Source organism: Microbacterium paraoxydans (genome assembly GCF_020524545.1).
In the GTDB taxonomy this organism is placed as follows: Bacteria; Actinomycetota; Actinomycetes; order Actinomycetales; family Microbacteriaceae; genus Microbacterium; species Microbacterium paraoxydans_C.
Window position 1 is genome coordinate 692921 of record NZ_JAIVLG010000001.1, and the last position, 26705, is coordinate 719625.

Sequence of the window (26705 nt, forward strand, 5' to 3'; positions counted from 1 at the left end):
GATGCCATCGCTAAGCTGATGGCATCCGCCGACTTGGCGCAATTGGTAGCGCACCGTACTTGTAATACGGGGGTTACGGGTTCGAGTCCCGTAGTCGGCTCTGTTCTTCCAGACGGGAGCGGAGAGATCGATCTAGCGACTCTTCCGGGTCAGATCTTGATCGGGAATGTCGTGAGCAGGGCGAGCCCGCACAGGACGATGACGCCGCTCAGGCCGAGGAACACCCGGCGTCGCCAGGGGGCCGCCTGGTGCTGAGAGATCGCGGCGAAGAACAGGACGAGTGCGAACAGCACGGTGAGCAGGGAATAGTTGTCGCCGCGCTGATTGTTGGCGAGGGCCTCATCGAACTTCGCATCCGCTCTCGCGTTCAACTCCTCGGCTTCCCGCGTGCCGGGCGGGACGTATTCCTCCATCACGAACGGCCCACGAGACGCGCGCCCCTCCGCGGCCCACGCGTCGAAGGCCACCGCGAACTCCTCGGTGAAGCGTTCCTCGATGAAAGCCACCAACTCGTCTCGCCCGTCCGCTTCTGCGAGCACCCATTCCGTGTACAGCGTCAGGTCGTACTGGCGTGCAGCCTGGGCCGTGGACTGGGCGGAAGCGGCTTGAATGCGAGCGCTGGAAGCTTGGCTGAATGCGATGGACATCTCGCCGCCCCACTTCGAGGCCTCGAAGCCGCACCAGGCCGTCACGACCGCGGTCACCGAGAGCAGAACGACCGTGATGACGTCCAGAACACGAGTCGTGCGGGTCGACTCATCCGAAGGGCCTCTGTGCATGAGCCGATTCTGCGGCCCGCGACCCGGCGGCGATGTTGCCGCTCACCCGGACGGGGTGACCGACGGTTGCTCAGCGGATGACCCGCCCCGGGAGTCAGAACAAGGTCGCGGTGCGAGAGCTCGTCGTCCCGTCCGTCGGGTCCCCGGTGGCGCGGACTTCTACGCTGATGCCCGAATGCAGCGGAGTCGAGCCGAGGATGCCGAAGCTGACGTGCGTCACACCCTGTCCGGCCACGGAGCCAGCGAAGACGAGGGTGTAGGAGATGGTGCCATCGCCGTTGTCGACCGCGTCTCCGGCCGTCCAGGTCGGGTCCGTCGCCGGCAGCGCGCCGACGACGGGACTGCTGCCACCGGCGTTCGCGATGATGGCAGGCTGCACCGCGCCGACATCGATCGAGGCGAAAGTCACGACGACGACGCCGCTGGTGATCGGCTCCACCGGTAGTGAGGCGGCCTGTGTGTCGTCGTTGCGCAGCTGGATCGATGCTCCGTAGTACTCGGGATCGATCCAGGTGCCGCCCTGCATCGTCTCGATCACGAACCGCCCACGCGCACCCGTCGACGCGGCGGCAAGCGGTGTCCCGACAGCGGCAGCGATCACGGGCACCGACCAGGCCGCACCCGCCAGGAGTGTTCGCCGTCCGACGCCGTCGTGTCGCTTCTGGCCCGCGTCGTCCCCTGTCCGGCGGGCGACCACGTGCGGTGTGCGAGATTCCATGGCGTCACGCGTCCTGCGGCACGTCGAGAACCTCGTCGACGAGGCTGATCCCGCCCGTCGAGCTCGCGGAGTGCATCAGGCCCTGGATCCAGGTCGGGTTCAGTGGAGGCGCGTCAGGTGCCTCGAAGGTGAAACGCAGGGGAATAGACGGGTGCAGCCAGATCGTCGAGCGTCCGGCGGGCTCACCCTCACGATGGCGCCAGGACAGGGTGAAGCTCTCGTTGCGCCGGAGTTTGGTCGCGATGACCACTTTCAGATGGGCGAGTGCACGGTCCTCGATGTGGATCTCGTCGCCGTTTCCGTACTGGATCGTTCCCATCCCAGAACGATAGCCGCGATCCTCGCGCGCCGTCGGGAACGGGGCGGGCTGTCGTATTCTGACATATCGCTTTGGCCGGTGATACGTTACCGACGCCGCGGTGGCGTGCGGTGCACGGGGGATCGGCCGTCGGAGGGCACACACATCATGAGCGCACCCGACGCAGCCACGGCCATGCAGGAGTGGCAGCACGGCCATCCCTGCATCGAGAAGGTCTCCGCGGCGGCCTACGAACGCGAGAAGCGACTGCTGCAGGTCGAGCTCCTCAAGCTCCAATCCCACGTCAGGGACACCTCCGAACGTGTGCTGATCCTGTTCGAGGGCCAGGACGCCGCAGGTAAGGGCGGCGCGATCAAGCGCTTCATGGAACACCTCAATCCGCGCGGTGCGAAAGTCGTCGCTCTGGACAAGCCGACGGATGCCGAGCGTACCCAGTGGTACTTCCAGCGCTACGTCGCGCACCTGCCGTCCGGTGGCGAGATCGTGTTGATGGACCGTTCCTGGTACAACCGCGCCGGGGTCGAGCGGGTGATGGGGTATTGCTCGTCGGGCGACTACGAGGAGTTCCTGCAGACGGCGCCCTCGTTCGAGCGCATGCTCGTGGGAGCGGGCATCCGTCTCATCAAGCTCTGGTTCTCAGTCGACGAGGCGGAGCAGCGGCGGCGGTTCCAGCGACGCAGCGCGGACCCCGTGAAGCAGTGGAAGCTGACCCCGACGGATCTCGCCGGCATCGACCGGTGGGCACAGTACACGGCGGCGACCGAGGCGATGTTCGCCCACACCGATACGTCGGCCGCACCGTGGATCGCCATCACGGCGAACGACAAGAAGCGCGCACGGCTCGAGGCGATGAGGTGCGTCCTTGCACGATTCGACTATCCCGGCAAGGATCCGTTGATCGCTCATGCGCCCGACCCACGTCTCGTCAGGCGCCCATCGCAGGTCCACGACGAGGAACACACACCGAGCGGGAATGCGTGAGGCGCCGTCGGCGGTTGTCAACGACATGACTCGTATCGGCAACAGTGACCTTGACGTGCTCCCGCTCTCGCTCGGCGGCAATGTGTTCGGCTGGACCGCCGATCGCGACGCCTCCTTCGCGGTGCTCGACGCCTTCGTGGACGGGGGAGGCGACTTCATCGACACGGCCGACTCCTACAGCTCCTGGGTGGCGGGCAATGAAGGCGGGGAGAGCGAGGCGATCATCGGCGAGTGGCTGGCGTCCCGCAAGCCCGCCGGAGTCGTCGTCGCGACCAAGGTGAGCCAGCACCCGCAATTCAGAGGGCTGTCCGCGGAGAATGTCCGCAGGGCGGCCGAGGCATCGCTGGTGCGCCTGGGCATCGACGAGATCGATCTGTACTACGCGCACTTCGATGACGAGACCGTCCCGCTGGAAGAGACCGTCGCTGCGTTCGGTCAGCTGGTCGCGGATGGCCTGGTGCGGCACGTCGCCGTCTCGAACTACTCGGCCGAGCGGATCCGTGAATGGGTCGAGATCGCCCGGCGTCTCGGGGTCGCCGTGCCGGTGGCCGTGCAGCCGCACTACAACCTCGTGCACCGCAACGAGGTCGAGCAGACGATCATCCCGATCGCCGAGGAGTTCGAGCTCGGGCTCGTTCCCTACTACTCGCTGGCGAGCGGGTTCCTGACCGGCAAATACCGCTCGACGGATGCCGCGGGCGAGGCATCTCCGCGGGCGCAGGGCGCCGCGAAGTACGCCACCGAGGCCGGGCTGCAGATCCTCGGCGCGCTGGAAGAGATCGGCGACGCCCACGGCGCGTCGATCGCGGCGACGTCGCTCGCCTGGCTGCGCGCGCAGCCCACGGTCGTCGCGCCGATCGCGAGCGCCCGCACCGTCGAGCAGGTGCCCGACCTGCTTGCCGGGGCACGCCTCGAACTCTCGCCCGAAGAGGTGGCCGTGCTCGACCGGGTCTCGGAGTGGAGCCCCTCCCCGGCCTGATGCGACGCCGCTAGTCGCCGACGAGGCCGAGTCTGTGCGCCAGGATCACCGCGTGGATGCGGTCGCGGGCCGCGAGCTTGGTCAGCACCCGGCCCACATGCGTCTTCACGGTGGACTCGCCCACGTAGAGCGTCTGGGCGATCTCGGCGTTGGTGAGGCCGCGGCCGATCGCCAGGAACACATCACGCTCCCGCTCGGTGAGGGACGCGAGCGCGGCGCTCTCTGCCGACGCAGGGCCGGGGACGGAGGAGGAGCCCAGCTGCGGCGTCACGTGCTCGAGAAGCATCCGCGTGACGCGCGGGGAGAGAGCGGCATCTCCGCGGTGCACGGCGCGCACGGCGGAGATCATCTCCTGTCGCTGCGCATCCTTCAGCAGGAAGCCGCTCGCGCCTGCGCGGATGGCGCCGAAGGCGTACTCGTCGAGGTCGAAGGTCGTCAGCACGAGCACCTTCGTCCGCGGATGCTCGCGCACGATCGTCTCCGTGGCCGCGATACCATCGAGTTCGGGCATGCGGATGTCCATCAGCACGAGATCAGGGGCAAGGATCCTGCTCTGCGTGATCGCGGCTTTCCCGTCCGCGGCCTCGCCGACCACCACGATGTCTCCCTCGGCCTCGAGCACCATGCGGAACCCGACTCGGATCAGTTCCTGATCGTCCACCAGGAGCACTCTGATCGCCTCTGTCATGTCTCGTCCTCCCTCGACTCGACCCCGGCGCCGTGGGCGCTTTCCCCTGTCGGCAGCACAGCCTGCAGCACCCACCGTCCCTCACCGACGGGGCCGGATTGCAGCGTGCCGTGCACATGGGCCGCACGTTCGGACAGCCCGCGGACACCGAAGCCGGCGGATCCGACCTCGCCCGTGACGCCGTCGTTCACGATCTCGATCGTCGCCGTCTCCGCTGCATAGGCCACGCGCACCGCGATCGCCGATGCGGTCGGCGCATGGCGCATCGCGTTGGTGACGCCCTCCTGGACGATCCGACCTATCGCGTGCGCGACCGCGGGCGAGACCTCAGGCTTTCCGGTCACGGTGAGAGTGGCCGGAAAGCCGGCGCGTTGCGCGGCTTCGACGGTGTCCCGTGGTGGCACCGGATGCACCGGAGCGAGGGGGAGTGGCGACTCGTCGCCCCGCAGGACTCCCAGCATCGACCGCATCTCGGTGAGTGCGGAACGAGCGGTCTCCGCCGTCGAGAGCGCGGCCCTGCGCGCCTGCTCGCGATCCGCCGTCGCCGCGCCGCCCTCGGAGAGCGCCACGATCACGGTCAGCGAGTGCGACACGATGTCATGCATCTCCCGGGCGATACGTGCGCGTTCGGAGGCGGCCGCCAACCTGGCCTGCTGGTCGCGTTCGACGAGGAGCTGTCGGGAGCGATCGATGACGGCGGAGAGGTAACGCTTGCGCCCTCCGACGTTGACACCGACGAGCGTGCCGATCAGGCCCAGCACGACGTAGCTGAGAGCGGTATCGAACCCGCTTTGGAGCACGATCGCCCCCGTGAGCATCAGCAGCGTGGTGAGGCCGACGAACCATGCCGCGCCGATTCCATACCAGGTCCAGGCGGCTCGAGAGGAGCGGTAGACCGCCAGCCCGTAACAGGCGACGAGCAGGAGGATCAGCCCGCCGGACAGCCCCGTGAACAGGCCGACGGTGCCCAGGACGACCGCCGCGATGAAGGGGGCCAACGGGGCCCGGCGTCGCCACAGCAGGGTGCTGCAGGCGAGGGCCACCATCGACAGCGTGGCGATGTTGATCGCGATGGCTGTGGCTTCGGGAATCGACGCATCCACGAGTCGCCCGGCCGGGGCGAGCGAGAGGAGGAGGCAGAACAGCGCGAGCAGGACGTCCGCGAGAAGGGGGTGTCGTGCCCAGAAGCGGCGGAAGAGTCCCGGCGCACGCGGAAGCCGCAGCTCCTCGTCCTCGCGGATCGAGTCGCTGCGGCTTCGCGTTCTCTTCACTGACCAGACTCTACGCGTCGCGGGTGCGCAGAACCGCCCAGGCCACGAGAGCGCCGCCGGCGACCCAGCAGGCCAGAGTCAGGAAGGCCACCGGGGCTTCGAGCGGGGTGCCGTCACCCGGCAGGATGGCACTCTGTGCGGCCGCCACCGGAAGGTAGTTCGCTGCATCGACGAGCCACGCCCATGCCTCGCCGGCGAAGGTGAAGAAGCTCGCCACGATCGGCAGCACGAACAGCACACCGACGGTGGCCGCGATCGCACCGGCGCCGGAGCGCAGGATGAAGCCGAACGACACCCCGATCAGTGCGAAGACGGCCATCGAGAGCGAGGCCACGACGATCGGGAGAAGCGACATCGAGGGATCCGACCAGTCGATGCTCTGGTCCCGCGGTGCCACGACGAGTGAGACGGCGGCGGCCGCGACGGAGAAGATCACCAGCGACGACAGGAAGAGGAACACGGCCAGCACGATCGACTTCGCCGCCAGAACGGACCCGCGGATCGGGTTGGCCGTCAGGGTCGAGCGGATCATCCCGGTGGAGTACTCTCCGGTGACCGAGATCGCGCCGATGATGCCGGCGAGCAGCATGGTGAACTGGATCGGCATGATGACGGCCTGGATCGGTTCGAAGCCCGGCATGTCGACCGCCTGAGCGATGAGCACGGCGATCCCGATCGTGAGTGCGGCGGCGATGCCGATGGACCACCACGTCGAGCGCAGGGTCGCGAGCTTGATCCACTCGCCGCGCAGGGCGCGCACGAACGTCAGGCGCCGACCGGTGTCGACGCGCGGCCGTGTGGGAGCGGGAGCCTGTGTCGTGGTCATGAGATCTCCTTCGTGCGGTACTCGACGGAGTCGCCGGTGAGGGCGAGGTAGGCGTCTTCGAGCGAACCGGTGGTCGGGGTGAGTTCGTGCAGCGGGATGCCGCGATCGGCGGCCAGATCGCCGATGCGGGCGGCGGGCAGCCCCACGATGTCGAGCAGGTCGGGAGCGGAGCTCACGATCTCCACGTCCGGGCCGCCCACGGCAGCCGCCAGGTCGGCAGGTCGCGGCGTACGAACCCGCACGGTGTTCCTTGTCCAGGAACGCACGAGATCGGACAGAGCTGCGTCCGCCAGCACCCGACCGCGACCCATGACGATGACGTGGTCGGCGGTCTGCGCCATCTCGCTCATCAGATGGCTCGACAGCAGCACGGTGCGCCCCTCCGAAGCCGCATGCCGCACGAACTGGCGTACCCAGCGGACCCCCTCGGGGTCGAGACCGTTCACCGGCTCGTCGAGAATCAGCGTGTGCGGGTCCCCGAGCAGGGCCGAGGCGATGCCGAGCCGCTGGCCCATCCCGAGGGAGAACTTGCCCGCCCGCTTGCGGGCGACGGAGCCGATGCCCGCGAGGTCGATCACCTCATCCACGCGCGAGGAGGGGATGCCGTGGGTCGCCGCCATCGCCCGGAGGTGATTGCGCGCGGTGCGTCCGGTGTGCACCGCCTTCGCGTCGAGCAGCACGCCGACCTCGGTGAGCGGCGCGCGCAGCTTGCGGTACTCACGACCTGCGACGGCGGTGCGTCCGGACGTCGGCCGGTCCAGTCCGACGATCAGCCGCATGGTGGTGGACTTGCCGGCGCCGTTCGGTCCGAGGAATCCGGTGACACTGCCCGGCTTGACGGTGAACGACACGTCGTCGACGGCGGTCTTGTCTCCGAACCTCTTCGTGAGGCCTTCTGCTGTGATCATGACGTCCACGCTACGGAGCATCCTCGGTACGCCGCATCCGCCGCAGGTACCGTCTTCTGCACCGGGCGTCCTCCCCGCGGAGGACATCCGGTTCAGAGTCGAGGCCGAGCTCGAACGCGTGCGGCCATCTCATCGGAGGCGAGGAGCGCCTCATCGATGAGGTCTCTCGAGGGCGGAGCCGTCAGCCACTCGTGGCTCAAGGAGGTCGGGACTAGCAATGGCATCCGGTCGTGGAGATCCGCGAGGTGCGGGGGAGCGGGACGCATGACGATCGAATAGCACGTGAACCACTCGCCGTCGGACGCCCGACCCCGCTGCGTCACGGCCGCCATGCCGAAGAGGGTGCCGTCGTCGACGATGAACTCGTTCCATTGCCGCGACGGCTTCTGCATCTCGTACCAGCTCGTCGCCGGGACGATCCCTCGCGACTTCGCGTTGCCGGGACGTTCCCGCAGCCGCTCGGCGCGGGTGTTGATCGAGGGGAACTTCGCCGGCTCGCCGCCGACCAGGAATCCCCACCAGGCGGGTTCGAGCGTCGGAGCGGCATCGGGCTGCACGATCAGGGGGTTGAGGTTGCGAAGATTCTTGCCGGTCGGACGCACCGTCTCGCCGGCGTTCTCCTCCGCCCAGGCCCGGAGTCCTTCGAGCACCGCGTCGTCGGCGGCGGCGAGGAGTTCCGCATCGGTGAACCGGGGATCGAGGCCATAGCTCGCGCACATGCCGCCAGCGTAGACCCGGGCACCGACGTCGGAGGGCGATCGGGCGGGAACGCGTGCTCGGGTAGGGTCGATGGGTGCCAGAATCCCGCCGTCTTCCTGCTCCGCTGGCACTCGGCGGGGCCGTCGCGATCGGGATCATGACAGCCGTCCAGGCGCGGATCAACGGTGTGCTCGGGGTGCGCGTCGACGACGGCATCGTCGCCGGTCTCCTCTCGTTCTCGGTCGGCCTGCTGGCCCTCGTCGCGGTGATCTCCTGCATGGCGAGCGCCCGCCGAGGCGTGGGGCGTCTGTGGCGCGGTGTCCGTGAGCGCAGCATCCCGTTCTGGATGCTCCTGGGTGGTGCCTGCGGCGCGCTCACGGTTTCGACGCAGGGGCTGACAGCAGGCGTGCTGGGGGTCTCCCTTTTCAGTGTCGGCGTCGTCGCGGGCCAGACACTGCACGGACTCGTCCTCGATCGGATCGGATTCGGGCCGGCCGGCGTGGTGGCGGTCACTCCGGGGCGCGTGGCCGGCGGGGTGCTCGCGCTCGCCGCCGTCGGGATCTCCCTGTCCGGGGATGTGCTCTCCGCCGCGCCGCTGTGGATGCTGCTGCTGCCGTTCGCGGCCGGCGTCGGCATCGCCTGGCAGGCGGCCACGAACGGACGTCTCGCTCAGCGCGTGCGCTCGCCCCTCGCGGCGACCCTGATGAGTTTCGTCGCGGGGACGGTGGTTCTGATGCTCGCGGCCGGGGCGAGCATCGTGTTCCGCGGGCCGCCCGATGCCCTCCCCGTCGAGCCGTGGCTGTACCTCGGCGGGTTCCTCGGCGCCGGCTACATCCTCCTCGGGGCCTTCATCGTCGGGCACACCGGGGTGCTCCTGATGGGACTGGGCTCCGTGCTCGGACAGCTCCTGACCTCGGTCGTGATCGACCTGATCTGGCCCGCCGCGGCAGGGCCCGCACTCTGGCAGGTCATCGCGATGGTCGCTGTCGCCGTCGCCTCGGTGCTCGTCGCCATCCCTCGGGTGTGGCGCCGCTGACGCTCTACTTCTTCTTCTTGCTCGACTTCTTCGTGGAGACCGACCCCGGCGTCGGCATGCGCGTGAGCGACTTCCGCGCATCCACCATCTTGCGGCGTCCCGCCTTCTTGCCCTCCGGTTTGCGTCCGACGTAGAGCCAGCCCAGAAGCTCTTCGTTCTTGCCGAGACCATGCGCCTTCGACACTGCCTTGGCGCGGGTGTAGTGGCCTGTGCGCCAGATCACGCCCCAACCTGCCTCATCGAGCAGCAGGCTCAGCATGTGTGCGACCCCGGAGGCGACGGCCTCCTGCTCCCAGCGCGGCACCTTCTCGCTCTTGCGGTAGCTCGCGACGACGGCGATCAGCAGCGGAGCGCGCAGCGGCTTGCTGGACGGAGAGGAGTCGCCCTGGGCCTTCGCGATCGCGGCGCCGAGGACTTCGCGGTCCGTCCCGCGAAGCTCGATGAGCCGCCAGGGTCGCAGGGAGGAATGATCGGCGACGCGACCTGCGGCAGCCACCAGGGTCAGCAACTCCTCGCGACCAGGGGCCGTGTCTTCGACCTTCGACCAGGATTGACGCGCGCGAACGGCGTCCAGAGCACTCACGAGGCGTCTGGGGTGAAGTTCATCGCGATCGAGTTCATGCAGTAGCGGTCGCCGGTCGGCGTGCCGAACCCGTCCGGGAAGACGTGGCCGAGGTGCGAGCCGCAGTTGGCACAGCGGACTTCGGTGCGCACCATGCCCAAGCTGTCGTCCTCGAGGAGCTCGACCGCGTCGGGGCGGATCGATTCGTAGAAGCTGGGCCACCCGCAGCCGGAGTCGAACTTGGTCCCGCTCTTGAACAGCTCCGCGTTGCAGGCGCCGCAGGTGTAGAGTCCCGCGCGTTCCTCGTCGAGGAGCTCACCCGTCCAGGCTCGTTCCGTCGCGGCCTTCCGCAGCACGGCGTATCGCTCATCGCCGAGCTCCTCGCGCCACTCGTCTTCGGTCTTGTCCACGCTGTACGACATGTGTCCTCCTGAGTCGCCTCCATTCTCCCTCCTGCAGCGACCTCTCGGGTGCTTCGAGTCAGAATGGACGGATGACCGATGCTCTCCAGGAGCGGTATGCGCGCTTCGCTCGTGACGAGGCACCGGGTCGCAGTGCCCTCTACGCCGAATGGGCGACCGGCGTCGCGGAGGACGACGCGGTGCGAGCGGTCCTCCGGCGGATCCCGGAGACGAGGAGGCAGCCGCCGCTGGTGTTCGCCGTCGCGCGGATGCTCGGTGCGCCGCTGGCCGGATACCCGCAGTGGCGGGACTTCGTGCTGCGGCACGCGGACGGCATCGTCACCGAGTGCGCACGGCGGTCGTTGCAGACGAACGAACCGCTTCGACTCGCCGCCCTCCTTCCGGTGCTCACCGAGATACCCGGTCCGGTGGCACTGCTCGAGGTCGGTGCGGCGGCCGGGCTCTGTCTCTACCCGGATCGGTATTCGTACCGCGTCAGCGACCAGAACGGTGAGCTGCGCGCCGCACTGGATCCGGTGGACGGGCCGTCGTCGGTCGTGTTGGAGACCCGGGTGTCCGGACCTCTGCCGCCCCTGCGGATGCCGGAGGTGATCTGGCGCGCCGGAATCGACCTGGCTCCGCTCGACGCGGCGGACGAGCGCGACCGTCGGTGGCTGCGTGGGCTGGTCTGGCCGGGTGAGGCGGGGCGCGATGAGCGCATGGCCGCCGCGCTCGACATCGTCGCCGCCGATCCTCCGATGCTCGTCGCCGGTGATGCGCTGAGCGGCATCGAGGAGCTCGCCGCCGCCGCCCCGCGGGAAGCCACCCTCGTCATCACGACGCCGGGAGTGCTGGTGCACATCCCGCGGGCGTCCAGAGCCGCGCTCGTCGCGACCATCGACCGCCTGGATGCGCGCTGGATCACGATCGACCCGCCGGGGGTGCTCGACGTGTGGGAGCCGGCCGTCGATGCAGACGACTGGCCGGGTTTCGTCGTCGCCTTGGACGGGCGTGTGCGCGCCGCCGCGGATCCGCTCGGGCGATGGTGGGAGTGGCGAGCGGCTCTCCCTGCCGACGAGTCCTAACCTGTATCCATGATCGGAGACCTGACGGAGCGCGATCGCGCGATCCTCGCCCTGGAAGGGACCTGGCCCCGGCACGACGGGGCGAAGGAAGAGGTCATCCGCTCGCAGCTCGGCATGAGTGCCGCGCGCTACTACCAGCTCCTCGGACGTCTGATCGACTCGGAGGTCGCGTTGGAGTACGACCCGATGCTGGTGCGCAGACTCCGTCGCATCCGCGATGCGCGAGCCGCACGGCGTCGCGCACGCACCCCCGGTTTCGTCGGCTGGGCGGCCACGCCCGAATGACGGGACGCCGTCCCCGCACCGCGGAAGCGATTGACAGGAACGTGCCGCTAGCATCGAGGGGTGTCAAAGCCCTCCCGCGATCGTTTCGATGACGTTCCCCGTTCCTCCGGACGCGTGGGAGCGCATCGCGCCGAAGCCCCCGGCATGAACGGCTGGGTCGTGCTGCTGTGGTCTTTCGTGGCCGCGCTCATCCTCATCATCGCCGGCATCTTCGGCTCGCTCGTGGTGATGGGGCGGGTCTCTCTGTTCCCCGAAGCTGCGCCGTCCGTTGTCCCGTCTCCGGTGGACACGGGGATCGTCGACCCGACGATCTCCGTCATGATCCTGAACGGGACGCCCGACGAGGGACTCGACACGCAGATGCGCGACACCTTGATCAACAACGGCTGGGCGGCCGACGACGTGTTCGCGGGGGACAGCTCCAGCCAGGACTTCGCCGAGACGACCGTCTTCTACGTCAACGAAGAAGACGAAGAGGCCGCGATCGGATTGGCCAACCTCCTCGGTGGCGCGAGGGTCCAGCAGAGCGACTACTACTCCGGTCAGACCGAAGACGGAGAGAAGCAGTTCACCGTGGTGATCGGTCTCGATCGGTCGACCTCTGCACCGCAGACGCCCGACGACGAGCCCGCCTCCTGACCTGCGGAGGGGACCCGTGCCGGGCGGCTTGCACTCGAAGGTGTCGAGTGCCAGAATGGCGTTAGCACTCTCTCACTCTGAGTGCTAAACCCAACGTCTACGTCCAGGAGGGACGAAAAAACTCATGGCAAAGATCATTGCTTTCGATGAGGAGGCCCGCCGCGGCCTCGAGCGCGGCCTGAACATCCTCGCCGACGCGGTCAAGGTGACCCTCGGCCCGCGCGGCCGCAACGTCGTCCTCGAGAAGAAGTGGGGCGCCCCCACGATCACGAACGACGGTGTCTCCATCGCCAAGGAGATCGAGCTGGACGACGCGTACGAGAAGATCGGCGCGGAGCTCGTCAAGGAGGTCGCGAAGAAGACCGACGACGTCGCTGGTGACGGCACCACCACCGCCACGGTCCTCGCTCAGGCTCTGGTCCGCGAGGGTCTGCGCAACGTCGCAGCCGGCGCCGACCCCATCTCGCTCAAGCGCGGAATCGAGAAGGCCGTCGCCTCGATCACCGAGGAGCTGCTCTCGACCGCCAAGGAGATCGACTCCAAGGAGCAGATCGCCGCCACGGCGTCCATCTCCGCTGCTGACCCCGCGATCGGCGAGCTCATCGCCGAGGCGATCGACAAGGTCGGCAAGGAAGGCGTCGTCACGGTCGAGGAGTCGCAGACGTTCGGCACCGAGCTCGAGCTCACCGAGGGCATGCGCTTCGACAAGGGCTACCTGAACCCGTACTTCGTGACGGACCCGGAGCGCCAGGAGGCTGTCTTCGAGGACCCGTACATCCTCATCGCGAACCAGAAGGTCTCGAACATCAAGGACCTCCTGCCCATCGTCGACAAGGTGATCCAGGACGGCAAGGAGCTCGTCATCATCGCCGAGGACGTCGAGGGCGAGGCTCTCGCGACGCTCGTGCTGAACAAGCTCAAGGGCATCTTCAAGTCGGTCGCCGTCAAGGCCCCCGGCTTCGGCGACCGTCGCAAGGCGCAGCTGCAGGACATCGCGATCCTCACCGGTGGTCAGGTCATCACCGAGGAGGTCGGCCTCAAGCTGGAGAACGCCACGCTCGACCTGCTGGGTCGTGCGCGCAAGGTCATCGTCACCAAGGACGAGACCACGATCGTCGAGGGTGCCGGCGAGGCCGACCAGATCGAGGGTCGCGTCACGCAGATCCGTCGCGAGATCGAGAACACCGACAGCGACTACGACCGCGAGAAGCTCCAGGAGCGCCTGGCCAAGCTCGCCGGTGGCGTCGCCGTCATCAAGGCGGGGGCTGCGACCGAGGTCGAGCTCAAGGAGCGCAAGCACCGCATCGAGGACGCCGTCCGCAACGCGAAGGCAGCCGTCGAAGAGGGCATCGTCCCCGGCGGTGGCGTCGCGCTCATCCAGTCCGGAACGAAGGCGCTCGACGCGCTCTCGCTCACGGGTGACGAGGCGACGGGAGCGAACATCGTCCGCGTCGCGATCCAGGCTCCGCTGAAGCAGATCGCGCTGAACGCCGGTCTCGAGGCTGGTGTCGTCGCGAACAAGGTCGCCGAGCTCCCCGCGGGCCAGGGCCTGAACGCGGCTACGGGCGAGTACGTCGACATGTTCGGCGCCGGCATCATCGACCCGGCCAAGGTCACCCGTTCGGCGCTGCAGAACGCGGCGTCGATCGCAGCTCTGTTCCTCACGACCGAGGTCGTCGTGGCGGACAAGCCCGAGAAGGCAGCGGCTCCGATGCCCGACCCGTCGGGCGGCATGGACTTCTGATAGTTCCTTCCTGACAGAACGCCCCCGGCTTCGGCCGGGGGCGTTCTGCGTTCGCGGGAAGCGGCGTCAGCGGAACAGGCTCGCGGAGTACTGGTCGGCATCGGCATACTGCGTGGCGGCCGATCCGAGCGACGTTCCGATCGAGTCGAGAACCTGCTCCACATGCAGTTGGGCACCCTGCCACTGCTCGGCACACCCCTGGAACGCGTTGGAGGCACTTCCGACCCACGAGCTCTGCAGTTGACGCAGCTGAGCCATGAGCGTCGCCGACTCGCTCTGCAGACGCTCGATGGTGGCTCTGACGGCGCCGTGGGCGGCGTGGACGGCATCGGTGTCGACGGTGAAGACAGACATGGGAACTCCTTCTCTTTGGGGTTCCGACGCTATGCGCGAGGCGGTGTCGTTAATCGGGTCAGCGTCGGCCGGCGTCGTCCTCTGGGGACAACCGTGAGATGCTCCGACCCGTGCAGAACCGTTGCCCGTGCGGAGGGCGCACTCCGACGTGGGTGCCGGTCGATCAGGGAAGGTCGAGTCGTTCCAGGGGCTGCGTGTCCTCGAGCAGGTGCGCGGGCGTGGCGCGGGCCGGCGCGAGCGGCAGCGTGACCGTGAAAGTCGCCCCGCCGCCGGGGGTCTCCGACACGTCGACGGCACCGTGCAGGGCCTTCATGATCGATGCGACGATCGCGAGCCCGAGACCGGATCCCCCTGTCTCCCGTGCGCGTGACGTATCGGCGCGCCAGAAACGCTCGAAGATCTGCTCGCGGATCTGCGGCGGGATGCCTTCACCGTGGTCCACGACCGAGATGCTGCCGGTACCGCGGGCGCGGTCGGAGTCGACGATGAGCTCGATCGGTCCGTCCTCGGGGGAGAAGCGGCGGGCGTTTCCCAGCAGATTGGTGACGACCTGCCGCACCTTGTTCTCCTCCCCGAGCACGATCGGAGGCGTCCGCACGGGGATGTCGGGGATCTCCGTGAAGTCGATGGCCGGGGTCGGTTCGGGAACGCGGGGGCGGCGACGCAGACGGGAGAGCGCCGTCCGGGACAACCCGCGGGGAGTCGGGCGCACGGCATCCTCGGGCTGCGGGGAAGGAGCGAGGCGCAGGGGGGCGGTGGCCGGGGCACCGACCGTCCGGTCGATCACCGTGACCGTCCGGCCGGGAGCGGCGGCGCGCAGGTCGAGCGCCGCGTCCCGTGCGATCGGACGCAGATCGAGAGCGGCGATCTCCGGTTCGCGTTCCTCGTCCAGGCGCGCGAGTGCGAGGAGATCCTCCACGAGGACACCCATCCGGATCGCCTCCTTCTCGATGCGCTCCATGGCTCTGGCGGTGTCCTCTTCCCCCTTGATCGCGCCCATGCGGTAGAGCTCTGCGTACCCCCGAACGCTCACGAGGGGCGTGCGCAGCTCGTGACTGGCATCGCCGATGAAACGCCGCATGTGCTGCACCGTGCGGTCGCGCTGCGCGAGTGAGCGGTCCACACGATCGAGCATCGTGTTGATGGCTGCGTTCAGACGGCCGACCTCCGTCGTCGGCTCGAGATCGGTGAGACGCTGTCGGAAGTCGCCGGCGGCGATCGACATGGCAGTCGCCTCGACCTGTCCGAGTCTGCGGAAGGTCAGGGTGACGAGGCCGCGGGTGAGCAGCGCGGCGATGAGGATCGTGATGAGGGCGATCGTGATGTAGATGCCGAAGTACTGGCTGACGATGCGATCCGCGGGCGCGAGGGGGAGCGCGACCAGCTGGATGCGGAGCGCGCCCCCGCCGTCTTCCGAGCCCACCACGGCGACGGCGGCGTGGAAGACCTCGCCATCCGGCCCTGCGAGCTCGAGCGGGGTCCGCTCGGAATCGGCGGTGGCCTTGGCGAGGGAGTACTCGGCGGGGAAGAGAGGTGTCGGGCCGGAGGTGCCGCGCACGGTGGCTCGCAGCACGCCCGTCGCGTCGTAGATGGCGAAGGAGAAGTCCCGTGGTTGCTCTTCGCGGGGAGTGTAGGTCGTGGTGCCGTCCGTCGTCGAGGTATCGAAGTACCGCTCCACGAGATCACTGGACACCAGCGCCGGAAGCTGCGCGTCGATGTTCGCGACGAGCGCGTTGCGCAGGATCGGCACGGTTCCTATTCCTGCCACCAGCAGGCCGAGCGCCAGGACCGCCACCGTGACTCCGGTCACCTTCGCCCGGAGGCTGATGCGCCGCCACCAGCTGGTGACCGCATCGGGCTTGTGCGCCATGCGGTCCTCCTCGGTGCGGCGAACACGCCGCTGGGCGGCGTCGAGTGGTTGTGGCCCGGGCGTCAGGCCGACTTGCCGACCTTCAACATGTAGCCGAAGCCGCGCTTCGTCTGGATGAGCGACTCCTCGGTGTGCGGATCGATCTTCCGGCGAAGGTACGAGATGTAACTCTCGACGATGCCGGCGTCGCCGTTGAAGTCGTATTCCCACACGTGGTCGAGGATCTGGGCCTTCGACAGCACACGGTTCGGGTTGAGCATCAGGTAGCGCAGCAGCTTGAACTCGGTCGGACTGAGCTCGATCGGCTCCTTGCCCACGTGGACGTCGTGGGTGTCCTGGTCCATCGACAACTCGCCCGCGCGGATGATCGACTCCTCGTCGGCCTGCATGGTGCGGCGGAGGATCGCCTGCGCTCTGGCGACGATCTCGTCGAGGCTGAAAGGCTTGGTGACGTAGTCGTCGCCGCCGGCGTTGAGTCCTTCGATCTTGTCGTCGGTGCCGTCCTTCGCCGTCAGGAAGAGGATCGGGGCGGTGAAGCCGGCGCCGCGGAGGCGCTTGGTCACGCTGAACCCGTTCATGTCCGGGAGCATGACGTCGAGGATGATCAGGTCCGGTTCCTCCTCGAGGACGGCCGAGATCGTGGCGGCGCCGTTGGCGACCGTCTTCACCTGGAATCCGGCGAAGCTGAGACCCGTGGAGAGCAGGTCGCGGATGTTGGGTTCGTCATCGACGACCAGGATGCGCGGAGCAGTCATGTCCCCATTATGGTGACTCCGGCCATGTGGATGCTGACTATTGTGCGGAACGGCGTGGAGTCGCGCGCTCCCGGCGAGTCGTCGACGCGCTCGACCTACGCGGGACGAGACATCGTTCGCGGTGGGAGCAAGAGCACAGGTGGACAGGCAAGGATTGAGACATGAGCTCGAACGAGGACGCATCCGTCGCCCCCGCCCCGCCCTCCCCATCGCACGCCGCGCAAGTCCCCTACCACCGGCTGGCGCACCTCCGACCGCGGTATCGCTGGTGGCGGCCGCTCCTCACCGGACTCGTCGCCCTCGCGTTCTACGTCGTGCTCCTCCTCCTCCTGACCGTGCCCCTGGTCGCCGCAGCAGCGCTCATCCCGGGGTGGGGCGACGAGATGATGGTGCTCCTCACCTCCGTGCAGTACTTCGACCTCGACCGTCCCTGGCTGCTGATCGCCCTCGTGCTCCCGTTGATCCTGATGATCCCGGCTCTGCTGCTGGCTTCCCGGGTCGTCGAAGGCCGCGGCGTCGGGGTGCTGTCCTCCGTGACGGCACGACTGCGGGTGGGGTGGCTCGGGAAGAGCCTCCTGCTGGTGCTCGCGGTGTTCGCCGTGTACTTCGCCGTCGTGCTGGGGTGGTCCGCGCTCGCCGGGGAGGCGGTGGTCGCCGACTTCTCGCACCCCGGATTGTGGATCATGGTCCTCCTGGTGCTGCTCCTGATCCCCTTCCAGGCGGCCGCGGAGGAGTACGTCTTCCGCGGGTACCTCATGCAGTTGGTCGGCAGTTGGCTCCGGCATCCGGCCTTCGCCATCCTGCTGCCCGTGCCGTTGTTCGTCCTCGGCCACGGTTACGACGTCTGGGGCGCTGCGAGCGTGGGGGCCTTCGCGATCGTCGCCGCCTGGCTGACCTGGCGGACGGGTGGTCTCGAAGCGGCGATCTCACTGCACATCGTCAACAACGTGCTCATCTTCCTGCTCGGATCCGTCGCCCTCGTCGATGCCAACGCCACCTCGGGGACGGCGGCGGACCTCGTCGGTTCGATGATCGCGATGGTCGTGTACGCGGTGCTCGCCGACCGCTGGGCGCGACGCCTCGGTGTGACGCGCACCGCGACGGCGCCCGTGCCCGCACCGGCCCGTCACGCCGGGACCCATCACCTGCCGCGCCTCCTGGGCGGCTGAAGGGCGCGACCGCGGGGGATGCCCGGCGGAAAGGTCAGGCGGCGATCGCGTCGGAGTCCATGATCGTGTAGCTGTAGCCCTGCTCGGCCAGGAAGCGCTGGCGGTTCTGGGCATAGTCCTGATCGATGGTGTCCCGGGCGACGAGGGTGTAGAAGCTCGCCGTGTGTCCGGACTGCTTCGGACGCAGCAGGCGTCCGAGTCGCTGGGCCTCCTCCTGGCGCGACCCGAACGAGCCGGACACCTGGATGGCTACGGACGCCTCGGGGAGATCGATCGAGAAGTTCGCGACCTTCGACACCACCAGGAGGGAGATCTCGCCCTCGCGGAAGGCCCGGTACAGCTCCTCGCGCTCGTCGACCGGTGTCGCGCCGGTGATCTGCGGAGCATCCAGTGCCGCCGACAGCGACTCGAGCTGATCGAGGTACTGGCCGATCACGAGGATGCGCTCGCCCTCATGCCTCGCGATGAGCTCGCGCACCGCAGTCACCTTGGCCGGCGCCGAGGCAGCGAGCCGATAGCGTTCGTCGTCGGTCGCCGCGGCGTACTCGAGCCGGTCGCTCGGCGGGAGGTCGACGCGCACCTCATAGCAGGCGGCGGGGGAGATGAAGCCCTGCGCCTCGATCTGCTTCCACGGCGCGTCGAAGCGCTTGGGTCCGATCAGGCTGAACACATCGCCCTCGCGACCGTCCTCACGGACCAGTGTCGCTGTCAGGCCGATGCGGCGACGGGCCTGCAGGTCGGCGGTGAGCTTGAACACCGGCGCGGGGAGAAGGTGGACCTCGTCGTACACGATGAGGCCCCAGTCGAGGGCGTCCAGCAGCGCCAGGTGCGCGTACTCGCCCTTCCGCTTGGCGGTCAGGATCTGATAGGTCGCGATCGTGACGGGCTTGACCTCCTTGGCCTGGCCGGAGTACTCGCCGATCTCCTCCGGTGTGAGGCTGGTGCGCTTGAGCAGCTCGTCGCGCCACTGTCGGGCCGACACCGTATTGGTGACGAGGATCAGCGTGGTGGTCTTCGTCGCGGCCATCGCCCCCGCGCCGACGATCGTCTTCCCCGCGCCGCAGGGGAGGACCACGACGCCGGAGCCGTCCTTCGAGAACGCATCCACCGCATCCTGCTGGTACGGACGGATCTGCCAGCCGTCTTCGGCGAGCTCGATCTCGTGCGGGGTGCCCGGGGTGTAGCCGGCGAGGTCCTCGGCCGGCCACCCGATCTTCAGCAGCTCCTGCTTGATCTGCCCCCGCGCCCAGGCGTCGACCACGTACGTCTCAGGGGTCGGGTGACCGATCAGAAGAGGCTGGATGCGCTTGTTGTTCGCGACCTGCGCGAGCACGGCCGGATCCGAAGAGTGCAGGATCAGGGTGCCTTCGTCATCGCGCTCGATGACCAGCCGTCCATAGCGATTCACCGTCTCACGCAGATCGACGGCGACGGAGGGCGGTACCGGGAATCGTGACCAGCGGTCCAGCGTCTCGAGCATGTCGTCGGCGGAGTGGCCGGCAGCGCGTGCGTTCCACAGGCCCAGCCGGGTGATGCGATAGGTGTGAATGTGTTCGGGGGCACGTTCCAGCTCGGCGAAGATCGCGAGTTCGTGGCGGGCGCTCTCGGCGTCGGCGTGGGCCACTTCGAGCAGCACGGTGCGATCGCTCTGGACGATCAGGGGGCCATCAGACATAGCTGACCAGTTTACCGGTCCTGCGACACCGGGGGTCTATGGCGCGACGATCGTGGCCGTGCGGATGCTCGACACGGGGAGGGTGCGCTCCACGTCGGCGGCACGATCGCGCCCCCGCAGCCGCCCGCCGCCGATCCCGGTCGCCTCGAGGAGGAGCTCTCGCGTGGAGCCGTCCGGCATGCCGACGGTCACCTGCAGCACGGACTTCGCCCGCACTGCCGCTTCGAGCTCGCGATCGAGCCAGGCGGCGTCGGCATCCGGTCCCTGATGCGACCGCAAGCGCGCGATGAGGGGGTCGAGGTCGGAGGTGCCGGTGTGCGCGGCGGCGGACGATGGGGCAGGGTGCCTCTCGCGGACGACCGGGGCGCCGTCCGGCCCGACCAGCGTCGCCGGGTATCGCGCATCGGTGAGCGCCCAATAGACGGTGTCACGGCTGACGCGGGAGGTGAGCGATCCGACGTGCGCGGTGAGAGCGAGCGGGCGCAGGGACTGGTCGACCGCCATCGCATCGATGAGGTGGCCGTCGCTGCTCTCGATCCGGGTGCGGCCGGTCTCCTCATCCGTCGAGACGCGGACCAGACCGTGCCGTTGCGCTGTCTGTGCGATCAGGTAGCCGAGCGGCTGCGGGATGCCCGTGAGCGAGAGCGTGCCGAGGAAGTCGAGGATCGACTGCTCCGTCTCACCGGTCGCGAACGCGTGCGCCACGGACTCCGCGGTGAAGCGGTAGGACGATGCCTGTGCCGCGGATTCCCGGGCGGCGATCGTACGCAGCCGCACGTCGAGCGCGGGCTCCAGCGGACCAGGGGCGATGGCCGTGAGGTCGTTCTGCAGGAAGATCCGGTCGACCTCGGTGGGGAGCAGCCGCACGAGCGCCCCCGCGTCAGCCGTGTCGCCGCTCCGCAGCGCGACCGCCCACTCGGGCTCCGTGCCGTCTTCGGCGATCAGTCCGAGCAGACGGGCCGCTTCGTGCAGGGCCGCGGAACGCTCCGGCCAGTTCTGATCCCACGGGTGTGCGTCGATCCACGAATCCGGTGGGATCCATCCGCCTTCCGCTGAACGGATGCCCTGCGGAAGGGTGTCGCGAAAGGAGCTGGCCAGCACGCTCCAGCGGTCGACGGCTGAGGACCGCAGCCATTCCTCAGCGGAGTGACTCGAGCGCAGGCGGCGGTCGGCCGAGACCGCGAGACCGGCCTGGAGCGCAAGGGAGACAAGGGCATCGACGAGCTCGCCCGGCACGCCGGCTTCGGCGAGCTGGCGCTTCTCGCCCGCGTTCACCCCGCCGCCGGTGAGCAGGGCGAACGGACGCTCGCGCGCGATGAGGAGAAGGTCTGCGAGCACGGCCACCGTCGTGAAGGCGCGTTCCGCGGCGTGCGCCGAGGCGGCCTCCGACGAGCGGGGAGGAACCGGCGGGTCCGTCACGGGCTCGGGAGACGGTCGCCCGTCGATCGCAGCGGTGACAGGGGGATAGGGGGTGCCGTCGGGGCGCAGCAGAGCGAGTGCTGTCAGCTGTTCCTGCAGGGCGCCGGAAGGGACGCCGGACGCCGCGGCGGTGAGGGCCTTCGCCTCGGCCGCGGTGAGCGAGGGGAGGACCTTCGCCAGGGAAGCGGGGTCGAGCAGCGCCTCAGCCGCGTCGAAGAAGTCCTGCCACGGGGCGTCCGGCCGCACCCGGCGCGCCGTGAAGAGTCGGCGGAGGTCGTCATCGCTCGCCGCTGCCAGCCAGTCCGCCAGCGGTCGTGCGTGAGTGCTCATGGCCGGTTCCTCACGAACGCGTGGAAGCGCGTCCCTTTCGCACGAAGCTCATGATGAGGAGCGTGAGGATCATCAGGAAGGCGACCGGGAGCCCCCAGTAGGGGATCGCAGCGATCAACGGCCACGCCCCCTCGCCGAAGGAGCTCTGGTCCATGCCGACGGCGGTTCCGATGATGATGGCGAAGAAGCACACCACGGATGCCGCGGCGATTCCGAGCGCGGCGAAAGCCAGGAAACGATCCAGCTGGCGGACGGGAACCTCCGGTTCGGAATTGTGCGTGCTCATCCGCCTCAGCCTACTCTCACCGACACCATCGGATCGGCGGAGCCCGCGACCGGTAGGCTGGGAGGGCGCGCACGAGCGCGTCATTGGTTCTGCATATCGATCTCAGCGAGGTTCTCCCATGCCCACCGGCAAGGTCAGGTTCTACGACGAAGACAAGGGTTTCGGCTTCATCGCCAGCGATGACGGCCAGGACGTCTTCCTGCACGCCTCCGCGATGCCTGCGGGTGCCGCGGTGAAGGCGGGTGCGCGCGTGGAGTTCGGCGTGGCGGATGGCAAGCGCGGCCTCCAGGCGCTTTCGGTACGCGTGCTCGAGGCGCCGCCGAGCCTGTCGAAGGCGAAGCGCAAGCCCGCCGACGACATGGCGATCATCGTCGAAGACCTCGTGAAGCTCCTCGACGGCATCGGCGGAGATCTGCGCCGCGGACGCTACCCCTCATCCGGACACGGCCGCAAGATCGCGGCCGTCCTGCGCAAGGTCGCCGATGACCTCGAAGCCTGAGGCCGACGCCCGTCTGCTCGGCGCCCACGATCTCGCGCTGGCGGCTCTGCGCGAGATCACTCCTGCCACGTCGATCGGACCGGCGGCCGGATACGTCGCCGAGGAGGACGGCGCGGTCTCGCTGCGATTCGAGAACCGTCTCGCCGGCTACCCCGGGTGGTACTGGACCGTGACCATCGCGCGAGTGGACGACGAGGATCCGACGGTCCTCGAGGTCGAACTGCTCCCGGGCGACGGCGCTCTCCTCGCGCCCGAGTGGGTGCCCTGGGCCGAGCGGCTCGCCGAGTACCGCGCACACCAGGCCGAGCTCGCCGAAGCGGCCTCGGCCGACGGCGAATCGCCCGACGACGAGCCGGACGACGATGACGCGGACGACGACCTCGACGAAGACCTCGACGACGACGAGGACGACCTCGATGAGGGCGACCACGTCTCGGACATCCTTCACGCGGGTGACGTCGACGGCGTCGACATCGACGAACTCGACGATTCCGGGGCCGAGACCGGCGCAGACGCGTCCGAGGCGGACGGGGCCGAGGACGACGAAGCCGGCGCCCTGGATGAGGACGCCAGCGAGGTCGACGAAGAGGAGTGAGCCCGGCGCTCAGGCGCCCAGGTTCTCCAGCACGTACTCGATGGAGCGGGTGAGCTGGCGCACGTCGTCCGGCTCGATGGAGACGAACGTCGCCACGCGCAGCTGGTTGCGACCGAGCTTCCGGTAGGGCTCCGTGTCGACGATCCCGTTGGCGCGGAGCGTCTTCGCGATGGCGGCGGCGTCGATGCTGTCGTCGAAGTCGATGGTCGCGACCACCGGGGAGCGGTGCGCCGCGTCCGCGACGAACGGAGTGGCGACCGACGATGCTTCCGCCCAGTCGTAGAGCACGGAAGAAGACTCCGCCGTCCGGGCCGCAGCCCAGGCGAGTCCTCCGTTGTCGAGGATCCACCGCAGCTGGCTGTCGAGAAGGTGCAGCGTCGTGAGGGCCGGGGTGTTGAGCGTCTGGTTGAGACGCGAGTTGTCGACAGCGTTCTTCAGGCTGAGGAACTCGGGGATGTACCGGTCGGACGCGGCGATGCGTTCGATGCGCTCGATCGCGGCGGGGGAGACGGCTGCGAACCACAGGCCTCCGTCGGACCCGAGGTTCTTCTGCGGCGCGAAGTAGTACACATCCGCCTGGGTGGCGTCGAAGTCGATCCCGCCTGCGGCGCTCGTCGCGTCGATGACGGTGAGCGCCCCCTCCGCGTCGACGCGCCCGATGGGGGCCGCGACACCGGTCGACGTCTCGTTGTGGGGCCAGGCGTACACGTCGACGTCCGGCACCACCTCGGCGACGGTCAGCGAGCCCGGCTCGGCCTTGCGCACGTCGGGAGCAGCGAGCCACGGAGCCCCCGCGGCGGCGGCGAACTTGCCACCGAACTCACCGAACACGAGGTTCTGGCTGCGGTGCTCGATGAGTCCGAAAGCGGCGGCATCCCAGAACGCGGTGGATCCGCCGTTGCCGACGATGATCTCGTATCCCTCGGGGACGCGCAGCAGTGCTGCAAGCTGTTCGCGGACGCTTCCGACGAGGTTCTTCACGGGAGCCTGGCGGTGCGAGGTTCCCAGGATCGAGGCTCCCGAGGCCGCCAAGGCCTCCAGCTGCGCGGGACGCACCTTCGAGGGGCCGCAGCCGAAGCGGCCGTCAGTGGGCAGGAGGTCACGGGGAATCTCGATCGCCATGGCTTGATTCTAGAGGGCGAACGGCGCCCCGCCGCACCGCGCGCGGCTCCGATGTCCGCCCGGGAATGTAGGCTTGCCTAAGAACCCCGGAGGGCCCGCACATGACCGATCTGATCGACACCACGGAGATGTATCTCCGCACCATCCTCGAACTCGAGGAGGAGAACATCGTGCCGCTGCGCGCGCGTATCTCCGAGCGCCTGGGCCACTCCGGCCCCACGGTTTCGCAGACGGTGGGGCGTATGGAGCGCGACGGTCTCGTCATCGTCTCCGAAGACCGCACGCTCGAGCTCACCGACGCGGGTCGTCGCAAGGCCGTCGACGTGATGCGCAAGCACCGCCTCGCCGAGCGTCTGCTGTCGGATGTCATCGGGCTCGACTGGGCGTTCGTCCACGAAGAGGCCTGCCGGTGGGAGCATGTCATGAGCGAGCAGGTGGAGCGCCGCCTGGTCGAACTGCTCGGCCACCCGACCGAGTCGCCGTACGGCAACCCGATCCCGGGCCTCGACCAGCTCGGTGACATTCCCGCGCGTACCTTCGACGAAGGCGTCATCGGTCTCGTTCAGCGCCTGAACGCGGCCGGTGAGCCGGTCGAGGGAACGGTCCGTCGTCTGGCCGAGCCCGCCCAGGTGGACCCCGAACTGCTGGAGCAGCTCCGCGACGCCGGTGTGGTTCCCGGTGCGCACGGCGACTTCCGCTTCAGCGAGGGCTACGTCCTCATCCAGATGGACGGCCAGACCGACGGACTCGAGCTTCCCGTCGAGCTGGCGTCGCATATCTTCCTGGTGGGCGAACCGGCCTGATCTCACGCAGAACGCTGACCGCAAGAGGGTGCCCGCGAGGGCCTCTGCGACGATTGTCAGGTTCCTGGGGTGACACGATCGTTATCTTCCGGTAACCTCGGTCGAGTCGCCAGCGAAGAAGCCCGCTGGAGACGCACCGCGAAGATTCGCCTTCCAGGCTCGTCGTCTTCACGGCAGGAACGCACGAAGTACCCCGAGCTACATTCATGCCACGAGAGCAGAGTGCCGACGAGCCAGCGCTACCCGAAAGCGCGAGGGCCCAGGAGGACCACGTTTTGGCCGCAGACATCGAACCGACCGCGAAGAAGAAATCTGAAGACCGAGCACCAGCCCGCCGGACCGGCGCGCGCACGGGTGCTCGCAAGGCGCTGAAGCCCCTTCGGTCGATCGCGATCTTCGGGGCCGTCGGCGCGCTGGTCGCCGGGATCGCACTTCCGGCCTTCGCTTCTCCGAAGCCGGCTGAGGCTGCACCGACCACTCTCCAGCAGCTCGCCGCCGTCGACGCGCAATCGCTCGTCGTCGCCTCGCAGGCCACCGCCGCACCGCTCAGCCGCGGCACCTTCAGCGCGACGACTCCGGAGGAGATCGCGAAGAAGAAGGCCGAGGAAGCGGCAGCCGCCCGTGCGGCCGCAGCCGCATCCACCGCATCGGCTTCCACGCAGTTCAACTCCGCGGGCTACGCCCTCACGTCGCCCGGTTCCGGAGAGGTCCGCTACCCGCTCCCGATGGGCTCCTGGAACGTCAGCCGCACGATCGGCGGCGGCCACAACGGTGCCGACATGCTCGCGCCCGCAGGCACCCCGATCTATGCGGCCGCGGCAGGTGTGGTCCGCGCCTCGGCTGAGAGCATCGGCGGCTACGGCGTCTGCGTCATGCTCGACAGCGTCGTCGGCGGACAGCGAGTGCAGACGACCTACGGCCACATGCTCTACGGTTCGCGCCAGGTTCAGGTCGGCCAGACGGTCGCCGCGGGCCAGCTGATCGGCTACGTCGGCAGCACCGGACGCTCGACCGCGAACCACCTCCACTTCGAGGTGTGGATCAACGGTGGCCTCGTCGAGCCCATGTCGTGGCTCTCGGTCAACGCCGGCTGATTCCCCGACACGTCTTCCCTCATTCACCCGCCGTTTCGCCCTGTACCCAGGGAGATGGGTTAGCCTGATCCCGTTGTCGAACAGCTGGGAGAGGCTGATGGAGCGAATACCGACCATCCGAACCATGGATGCCCTCGGTCGTCACGTCCTTCTGCATAGCCCGCAGGGATGCCACGGCGTTGCCGTGCGCGAAAGGCGCTGTCTTTAGACGGCGCCTTTTTTCGTCCTTACGATCGCTCTGCCGCCTGCGCGACCTCGTGTGAGTCGAGAGTGCCGGGAAGCCGTCCCGGCGGATCGAGAGGATGACGAATGCGCACACTGGTCCTGAATGCCGGATACGAGCCGCTCGCGATCGTGTCGTTCAAGAGAGCGCTCGTGCTCGTGATGAACGACAAGGCGACCGTGATCGAACGCGTGGAAGACGATCCCGTCTGGGGCACCCACGGCGTCTACGATCGGCCGGCGGTCATCATCCTCGCCCGCTACGTCCGGGTGCCCACGAGCAGACGAGTACCTGTCACGCGACGCGGTGTTCTCCGGCGTGACAACCATCGTTGCGGCTACTGCGGGAAGGCCGCATCCACGATCGATCACGTCCTGCCGCGCTCGCGCGGAGGTGCGGACTCCTGGGAGAACCTCGTCGCCTGCTGCCTGCGCTGCAACAACGTCAAGAGCGACCGCACCCCGCAGGAGATGCGCTGGCAGCTGCGATTCACGCCGCGGCCTCCGCACGGCACGGCCTGGACGGTCCGTGGAACCGAACGCAGTGACCCGCGATGGGAGCCGTACCTGGCTCTGGCCGCCTAACCGTCAA

At 68.5% G+C, this 26705-nt stretch carries 30 protein-coding genes and 1 tRNA gene; 14 read left to right on the plus strand and 17 right to left on the minus strand.

Going from position 1 to position 26705, the window contains the following annotated elements; all coding sequences use genetic code 11:
* Positions 1-27: 27 nt before the first annotated feature.
* Positions 28-100, plus strand: a tRNA-Thr gene (locus tag LC041_RS03430).
* 49 nt (positions 101-149) lie between these two features.
* Here the strand turns inward: LC041_RS03430 and LC041_RS03435 are convergent.
* From LC041_RS03435 to LC041_RS03445, 3 genes are all read right to left on the minus strand, one after another.
* Positions 150-779: a hypothetical protein gene (locus LC041_RS03435; protein ID WP_226531553.1), complete on the minus strand. Its 630-nt coding sequence runs from the start codon at positions 777-779 to the stop codon at positions 150-152.
* Positions 780-873: 94 nt separating this feature from the next.
* Complete coding sequence (locus tag LC041_RS03440) at positions 874-1497, minus strand: hypothetical protein (RefSeq protein ID WP_226531554.1); 624 nt, start codon at positions 1495-1497, stop codon at positions 874-876.
* Between the two features lie 4 nt (positions 1498-1501).
* On the minus strand, positions 1502-1816 hold the full coding sequence (locus LC041_RS03445) for a DUF7882 family protein (protein WP_226531555.1): 315 nt from the start codon (positions 1814-1816) through the stop codon (positions 1502-1504).
* Between the two features lie 174 nt (positions 1817-1990).
* Between LC041_RS03445 and ppk2 the strand changes: the two genes are divergently transcribed.
* Together ppk2 and LC041_RS03455 are read left to right on the plus strand one after the other, a co-directional pair.
* Entirely contained in the window at positions 1991-2797 is an 807-nt protein-coding gene (gene ppk2 / locus LC041_RS03450; protein ID WP_226531796.1) for a polyphosphate kinase 2, read from the plus strand.
* A 25-nt stretch (positions 2798-2822) separates the two neighbouring features.
* Positions 2823-3776 carry an aldo/keto reductase gene (locus LC041_RS03455; RefSeq protein WP_226531556.1) on the plus strand — a complete coding sequence of 318 codons (954 nt, stop codon included), beginning with the start codon at positions 2823-2825 and terminating at the stop codon, positions 3774-3776.
* A gap of 10 nt (positions 3777-3786) precedes the next feature.
* On the opposite strand, the gene LC041_RS03460 is transcribed toward LC041_RS03455, so the two are convergent.
* The 5 genes from LC041_RS03460 to LC041_RS03480 all read right to left on the minus strand — a co-directional run bounded on the left by LC041_RS03460 (position 3787) and on the right by LC041_RS03480 (position 8188).
* Positions 3787-4464 (minus strand): response regulator transcription factor, encoded by a 678-nt coding sequence (locus LC041_RS03460; RefSeq protein ID WP_226531557.1) that lies wholly within the window; start codon positions 4462-4464, stop codon positions 3787-3789.
* On the minus strand, positions 4461-5735 hold the full coding sequence (locus tag LC041_RS03465; protein ID WP_226531558.1) for a sensor histidine kinase: 1275 nt from the start codon (positions 5733-5735) through the stop codon (positions 4461-4463). The genes LC041_RS03460 and LC041_RS03465 overlap by 4 nt, the downstream gene beginning before the upstream one ends.
* A 10-nt stretch (positions 5736-5745) precedes the next feature.
* Positions 5746-6561 carry an ABC transporter permease gene (locus tag LC041_RS03470; protein WP_226531559.1) on the minus strand — a complete coding sequence of 272 codons (816 nt, stop codon included), beginning with the start codon at positions 6559-6561 and terminating at the stop codon, positions 5746-5748.
* Complete coding sequence (locus LC041_RS03475) at positions 6558-7469, minus strand: ABC transporter ATP-binding protein (protein WP_226531560.1); 912 nt, start codon at positions 7467-7469, stop codon at positions 6558-6560. Before LC041_RS03475 ends, LC041_RS03470 begins: the two co-directional genes overlap by 4 nt.
* Before the next feature lie 92 nt (positions 7470-7561).
* A complete protein-coding gene (locus LC041_RS03480; protein ID WP_226531561.1) occupies positions 7562-8188 on the minus strand; it encodes an SOS response-associated peptidase family protein in 627 nt (208 codons plus the stop codon).
* A gap of 104 nt (positions 8189-8292) precedes the next feature.
* Between LC041_RS03480 and LC041_RS03485 the strand changes: the two genes are divergently transcribed.
* Positions 8293-9204, plus strand: coding sequence for a DMT family transporter (locus tag LC041_RS03485; protein ID WP_264188945.1), 912 nt, complete (start codon positions 8293-8295; stop codon positions 9202-9204).
* 4 nt (positions 9205-9208) lie between these two features.
* Here LC041_RS03485 and LC041_RS03490 read toward each other — a convergent pair whose 3' ends face one another.
* The gene (locus LC041_RS03490) at positions 9209-9787 is read right to left on the minus strand and encodes a nitroreductase family protein (protein WP_226531563.1); all 579 of its coding nucleotides are present in this window, start codon (positions 9785-9787) and stop codon (positions 9209-9211) included.
* Positions 9784-10188 (minus strand): peptide-methionine (R)-S-oxide reductase MsrB, encoded by a 405-nt coding sequence (gene msrB, locus LC041_RS03495; protein ID WP_047521486.1) that lies wholly within the window; start codon positions 10186-10188, stop codon positions 9784-9786. Before msrB ends, LC041_RS03490 begins: the two co-directional genes overlap by 4 nt.
* Positions 10189-10259: 71 nt before the next feature.
* On the opposite strand from msrB, the gene LC041_RS03500 reads away from it, so the two are divergent.
* The 4 genes from LC041_RS03500 to groL all read left to right on the plus strand — a co-directional run bounded on the left by LC041_RS03500 (position 10260) and on the right by groL (position 13920).
* Positions 10260-11252 carry a DUF2332 domain-containing protein gene (locus LC041_RS03500; protein WP_226531564.1) on the plus strand — a complete coding sequence of 331 codons (993 nt, stop codon included), beginning with the start codon at positions 10260-10262 and terminating at the stop codon, positions 11250-11252.
* Positions 11253-11261: 9 nt separating this feature from the next.
* On the plus strand, positions 11262-11537 hold the full coding sequence (locus tag LC041_RS03505; protein ID WP_226531565.1) for a DUF3263 domain-containing protein: 276 nt from the start codon (positions 11262-11264) through the stop codon (positions 11535-11537).
* 60 nt (positions 11538-11597) lie between these two features.
* The gene (locus LC041_RS03510; RefSeq protein WP_226531566.1) at positions 11598-12176 is read left to right on the plus strand and encodes a LytR C-terminal domain-containing protein; all 579 of its coding nucleotides are present in this window, start codon (positions 11598-11600) and stop codon (positions 12174-12176) included.
* A 124-nt stretch (positions 12177-12300) separates the two neighbouring features.
* Complete coding sequence (gene groL / locus LC041_RS03515) at positions 12301-13920, plus strand: chaperonin GroEL (RefSeq protein ID WP_226531567.1); 1620 nt, start codon at positions 12301-12303, stop codon at positions 13918-13920.
* A 66-nt stretch (positions 13921-13986) separates the two neighbouring features.
* On the opposite strand, the gene LC041_RS03520 is transcribed toward groL, so the two are convergent.
* The 3 genes from LC041_RS03520 to LC041_RS03530 form a co-directional block, all read right to left on the minus strand.
* Entirely contained in the window at positions 13987-14274 is a 288-nt protein-coding gene (locus LC041_RS03520) for a WXG100 family type VII secretion target (protein WP_226531568.1), read from the minus strand.
* A gap of 163 nt (positions 14275-14437) precedes the next feature.
* Positions 14438-16144 carry a sensor histidine kinase gene (locus tag LC041_RS03525; protein ID WP_226531569.1) on the minus strand — a complete coding sequence of 569 codons (1707 nt, stop codon included), beginning with the start codon at positions 16142-16144 and terminating at the stop codon, positions 14438-14440.
* A gap of 62 nt (positions 16145-16206) precedes the next feature.
* Positions 16207-16899: a response regulator transcription factor gene (locus tag LC041_RS03530; RefSeq protein ID WP_047522533.1), complete on the minus strand. Its 693-nt coding sequence runs from the start codon at positions 16897-16899 to the stop codon at positions 16207-16209.
* A gap of 161 nt (positions 16900-17060) precedes the next feature.
* On the opposite strand from LC041_RS03530, the gene LC041_RS03535 reads away from it, so the two are divergent.
* A complete protein-coding gene (locus tag LC041_RS03535; RefSeq protein WP_226531570.1) occupies positions 17061-18068 on the plus strand; it encodes a CPBP family intramembrane glutamic endopeptidase in 1008 nt (335 codons plus the stop codon).
* 34 nt (positions 18069-18102) lie between these two features.
* Here the strand turns inward: LC041_RS03535 and LC041_RS03540 are convergent, their stop codons facing one another.
* Genes LC041_RS03540 through LC041_RS03550 form a run of 3 tightly spaced genes read right to left on the minus strand, consistent with a single transcriptional unit; the run spans position 18103 to position 21778 of the window.
* Complete coding sequence (locus LC041_RS03540) at positions 18103-19743, minus strand: DNA repair helicase XPB (protein ID WP_226531571.1); 1641 nt, start codon at positions 19741-19743, stop codon at positions 18103-18105.
* Positions 19744-19779: 36 nt separating this feature from the next.
* A complete protein-coding gene (locus LC041_RS03545; protein WP_226531572.1) occupies positions 19780-21492 on the minus strand; it encodes a helicase-associated domain-containing protein in 1713 nt (570 codons plus the stop codon).
* Positions 21493-21502: 10 nt separating this feature from the next.
* A complete protein-coding gene (locus LC041_RS03550) occupies positions 21503-21778 on the minus strand; it encodes a multidrug ABC transporter ATPase (protein ID WP_226531573.1) in 276 nt (91 codons plus the stop codon).
* A gap of 118 nt (positions 21779-21896) precedes the next feature.
* Here LC041_RS03550 and LC041_RS03555 point away from each other — a divergent pair, with 118 nt between their 5' ends.
* Positions 21897-22277, plus strand: a complete 381-nt coding sequence (locus tag LC041_RS03555; RefSeq protein WP_047522525.1) for a cold-shock protein — start codon at positions 21897-21899, stop codon at positions 22275-22277.
* Entirely contained in the window at positions 22261-22872 is a 612-nt protein-coding gene (locus tag LC041_RS03560) for a DUF3027 domain-containing protein (RefSeq protein WP_226531574.1), read from the plus strand. Before LC041_RS03555 ends, LC041_RS03560 begins: the two co-directional genes overlap by 17 nt.
* 9 nt (positions 22873-22881) lie before the next feature.
* Here the strand turns inward: LC041_RS03560 and serC are convergent, their stop codons facing one another.
* Positions 22882-23994, minus strand: a complete 1113-nt coding sequence (serC, locus tag LC041_RS03565) for a phosphoserine transaminase (protein ID WP_226531575.1) — start codon at positions 23992-23994, stop codon at positions 22882-22884.
* A gap of 101 nt (positions 23995-24095) precedes the next feature.
* Between serC and LC041_RS03570 the strand changes: the two genes are divergently transcribed.
* From LC041_RS03570 to LC041_RS03580, 3 genes are all read left to right on the plus strand, one after another.
* Positions 24096-24797 carry a metal-dependent transcriptional regulator gene (locus LC041_RS03570; RefSeq protein WP_047522511.1) on the plus strand — a complete coding sequence of 234 codons (702 nt, stop codon included), beginning with the start codon at positions 24096-24098 and terminating at the stop codon, positions 24795-24797.
* 275 nt (positions 24798-25072) lie between these two features.
* Positions 25073-25891 carry a M23 family metallopeptidase gene (locus tag LC041_RS03575; RefSeq protein ID WP_226531576.1) on the plus strand — a complete coding sequence of 273 codons (819 nt, stop codon included), beginning with the start codon at positions 25073-25075 and terminating at the stop codon, positions 25889-25891.
* Positions 25892-26200: 309 nt separating this feature from the next.
* Positions 26201-26698, plus strand: a complete 498-nt coding sequence (locus LC041_RS03580) for an HNH endonuclease (protein WP_047522501.1) — start codon at positions 26201-26203, stop codon at positions 26696-26698.
* Positions 26699-26705: the final 7 nt, after the last annotated feature.

Excerpts from the sequence above, each read along its gene's own strand:
- serC (WP_226531575.1), bottom strand. The coding sequence starts at position 23,994 with ATGGCGATCGAGATTCCCCGTGACCTCCTGCCCACTGACGGCCGCTTC.
- LC041_RS03500 (WP_226531564.1), top strand. The coding sequence starts at position 10,260 with ATGACCGATGCTCTCCAGGAGCGGTATGCGCGCTTCGCTCGTGACGAG.
- LC041_RS03550 (WP_226531573.1), bottom strand. The coding sequence starts at position 21,778 with ATGAGCACGCACAATTCCGAACCGGAGGTTCCCGTCCGCCAGCTGGAT.
- LC041_RS03460 (WP_226531557.1), bottom strand. The coding sequence starts at position 4,464 with ATGACAGAGGCGATCAGAGTGCTCCTGGTGGACGATCAGGAACTGATC.
- groL (WP_226531567.1), top strand. The coding sequence starts at position 12,301 with ATGGCAAAGATCATTGCTTTCGATGAGGAGGCCCGCCGCGGCCTCGAG.
- LC041_RS03570 (WP_047522511.1), top strand. The coding sequence starts at position 24,096 with ATGACCGATCTGATCGACACCACGGAGATGTATCTCCGCACCATCCTC.
- LC041_RS03520 (WP_226531568.1), bottom strand. The coding sequence starts at position 14,274 with ATGTCTGTCTTCACCGTCGACACCGATGCCGTCCACGCCGCCCACGGC.
- LC041_RS03535 (WP_226531570.1), top strand. The coding sequence starts at position 17,061 with ATGAGCTCGAACGAGGACGCATCCGTCGCCCCCGCCCCGCCCTCCCCA.
- LC041_RS03580 (WP_047522501.1), top strand. The coding sequence starts at position 26,201 with ATGCGCACACTGGTCCTGAATGCCGGATACGAGCCGCTCGCGATCGTG.
- LC041_RS03540 (WP_226531571.1), bottom strand. The coding sequence starts at position 19,743 with ATGTCTGATGGCCCCCTGATCGTCCAGAGCGATCGCACCGTGCTGCTC.
- LC041_RS03480 (WP_226531561.1), bottom strand. The coding sequence starts at position 8,188 with ATGTGCGCGAGCTATGGCCTCGATCCCCGGTTCACCGATGCGGAACTC.
- LC041_RS03555 (WP_047522525.1), top strand. The coding sequence starts at position 21,897 with ATGCCCACCGGCAAGGTCAGGTTCTACGACGAAGACAAGGGTTTCGGC.
- LC041_RS03560 (WP_226531574.1), top strand. The coding sequence starts at position 22,261 with ATGACCTCGAAGCCTGAGGCCGACGCCCGTCTGCTCGGCGCCCACGAT.
- msrB (WP_047521486.1), bottom strand. The coding sequence starts at position 10,188 with ATGTCGTACAGCGTGGACAAGACCGAAGACGAGTGGCGCGAGGAGCTC.
- LC041_RS03525 (WP_226531569.1), bottom strand. The coding sequence starts at position 16,144 with ATGGCGCACAAGCCCGATGCGGTCACCAGCTGGTGGCGGCGCATCAGC.
- LC041_RS03440 (WP_226531554.1), bottom strand. The coding sequence starts at position 1,497 with ATGGAATCTCGCACACCGCACGTGGTCGCCCGCCGGACAGGGGACGAC.
- LC041_RS03475 (WP_226531560.1), bottom strand. The coding sequence starts at position 7,469 with ATGATCACAGCAGAAGGCCTCACGAAGAGGTTCGGAGACAAGACCGCC.
- LC041_RS03505 (WP_226531565.1), top strand. The coding sequence starts at position 11,262 with ATGATCGGAGACCTGACGGAGCGCGATCGCGCGATCCTCGCCCTGGAA.
- LC041_RS03545 (WP_226531572.1), bottom strand. The coding sequence starts at position 21,492 with ATGAGCACTCACGCACGACCGCTGGCGGACTGGCTGGCAGCGGCGAGC.
- LC041_RS03455 (WP_226531556.1), top strand. The coding sequence starts at position 2,823 with ATGACTCGTATCGGCAACAGTGACCTTGACGTGCTCCCGCTCTCGCTC.
- LC041_RS03445 (WP_226531555.1), bottom strand. The coding sequence starts at position 1,816 with ATGGGAACGATCCAGTACGGAAACGGCGACGAGATCCACATCGAGGAC.
- LC041_RS03435 (WP_226531553.1), bottom strand. The coding sequence starts at position 779 with ATGCACAGAGGCCCTTCGGATGAGTCGACCCGCACGACTCGTGTTCTG.
- ppk2 (WP_226531796.1), top strand. The coding sequence starts at position 1,991 with ATGCAGGAGTGGCAGCACGGCCATCCCTGCATCGAGAAGGTCTCCGCG.
- LC041_RS03530 (WP_047522533.1), bottom strand. The coding sequence starts at position 16,899 with ATGACTGCTCCGCGCATCCTGGTCGTCGATGACGAACCCAACATCCGC.
- LC041_RS03470 (WP_226531559.1), bottom strand. The coding sequence starts at position 6,561 with ATGACCACGACACAGGCTCCCGCTCCCACACGGCCGCGCGTCGACACC.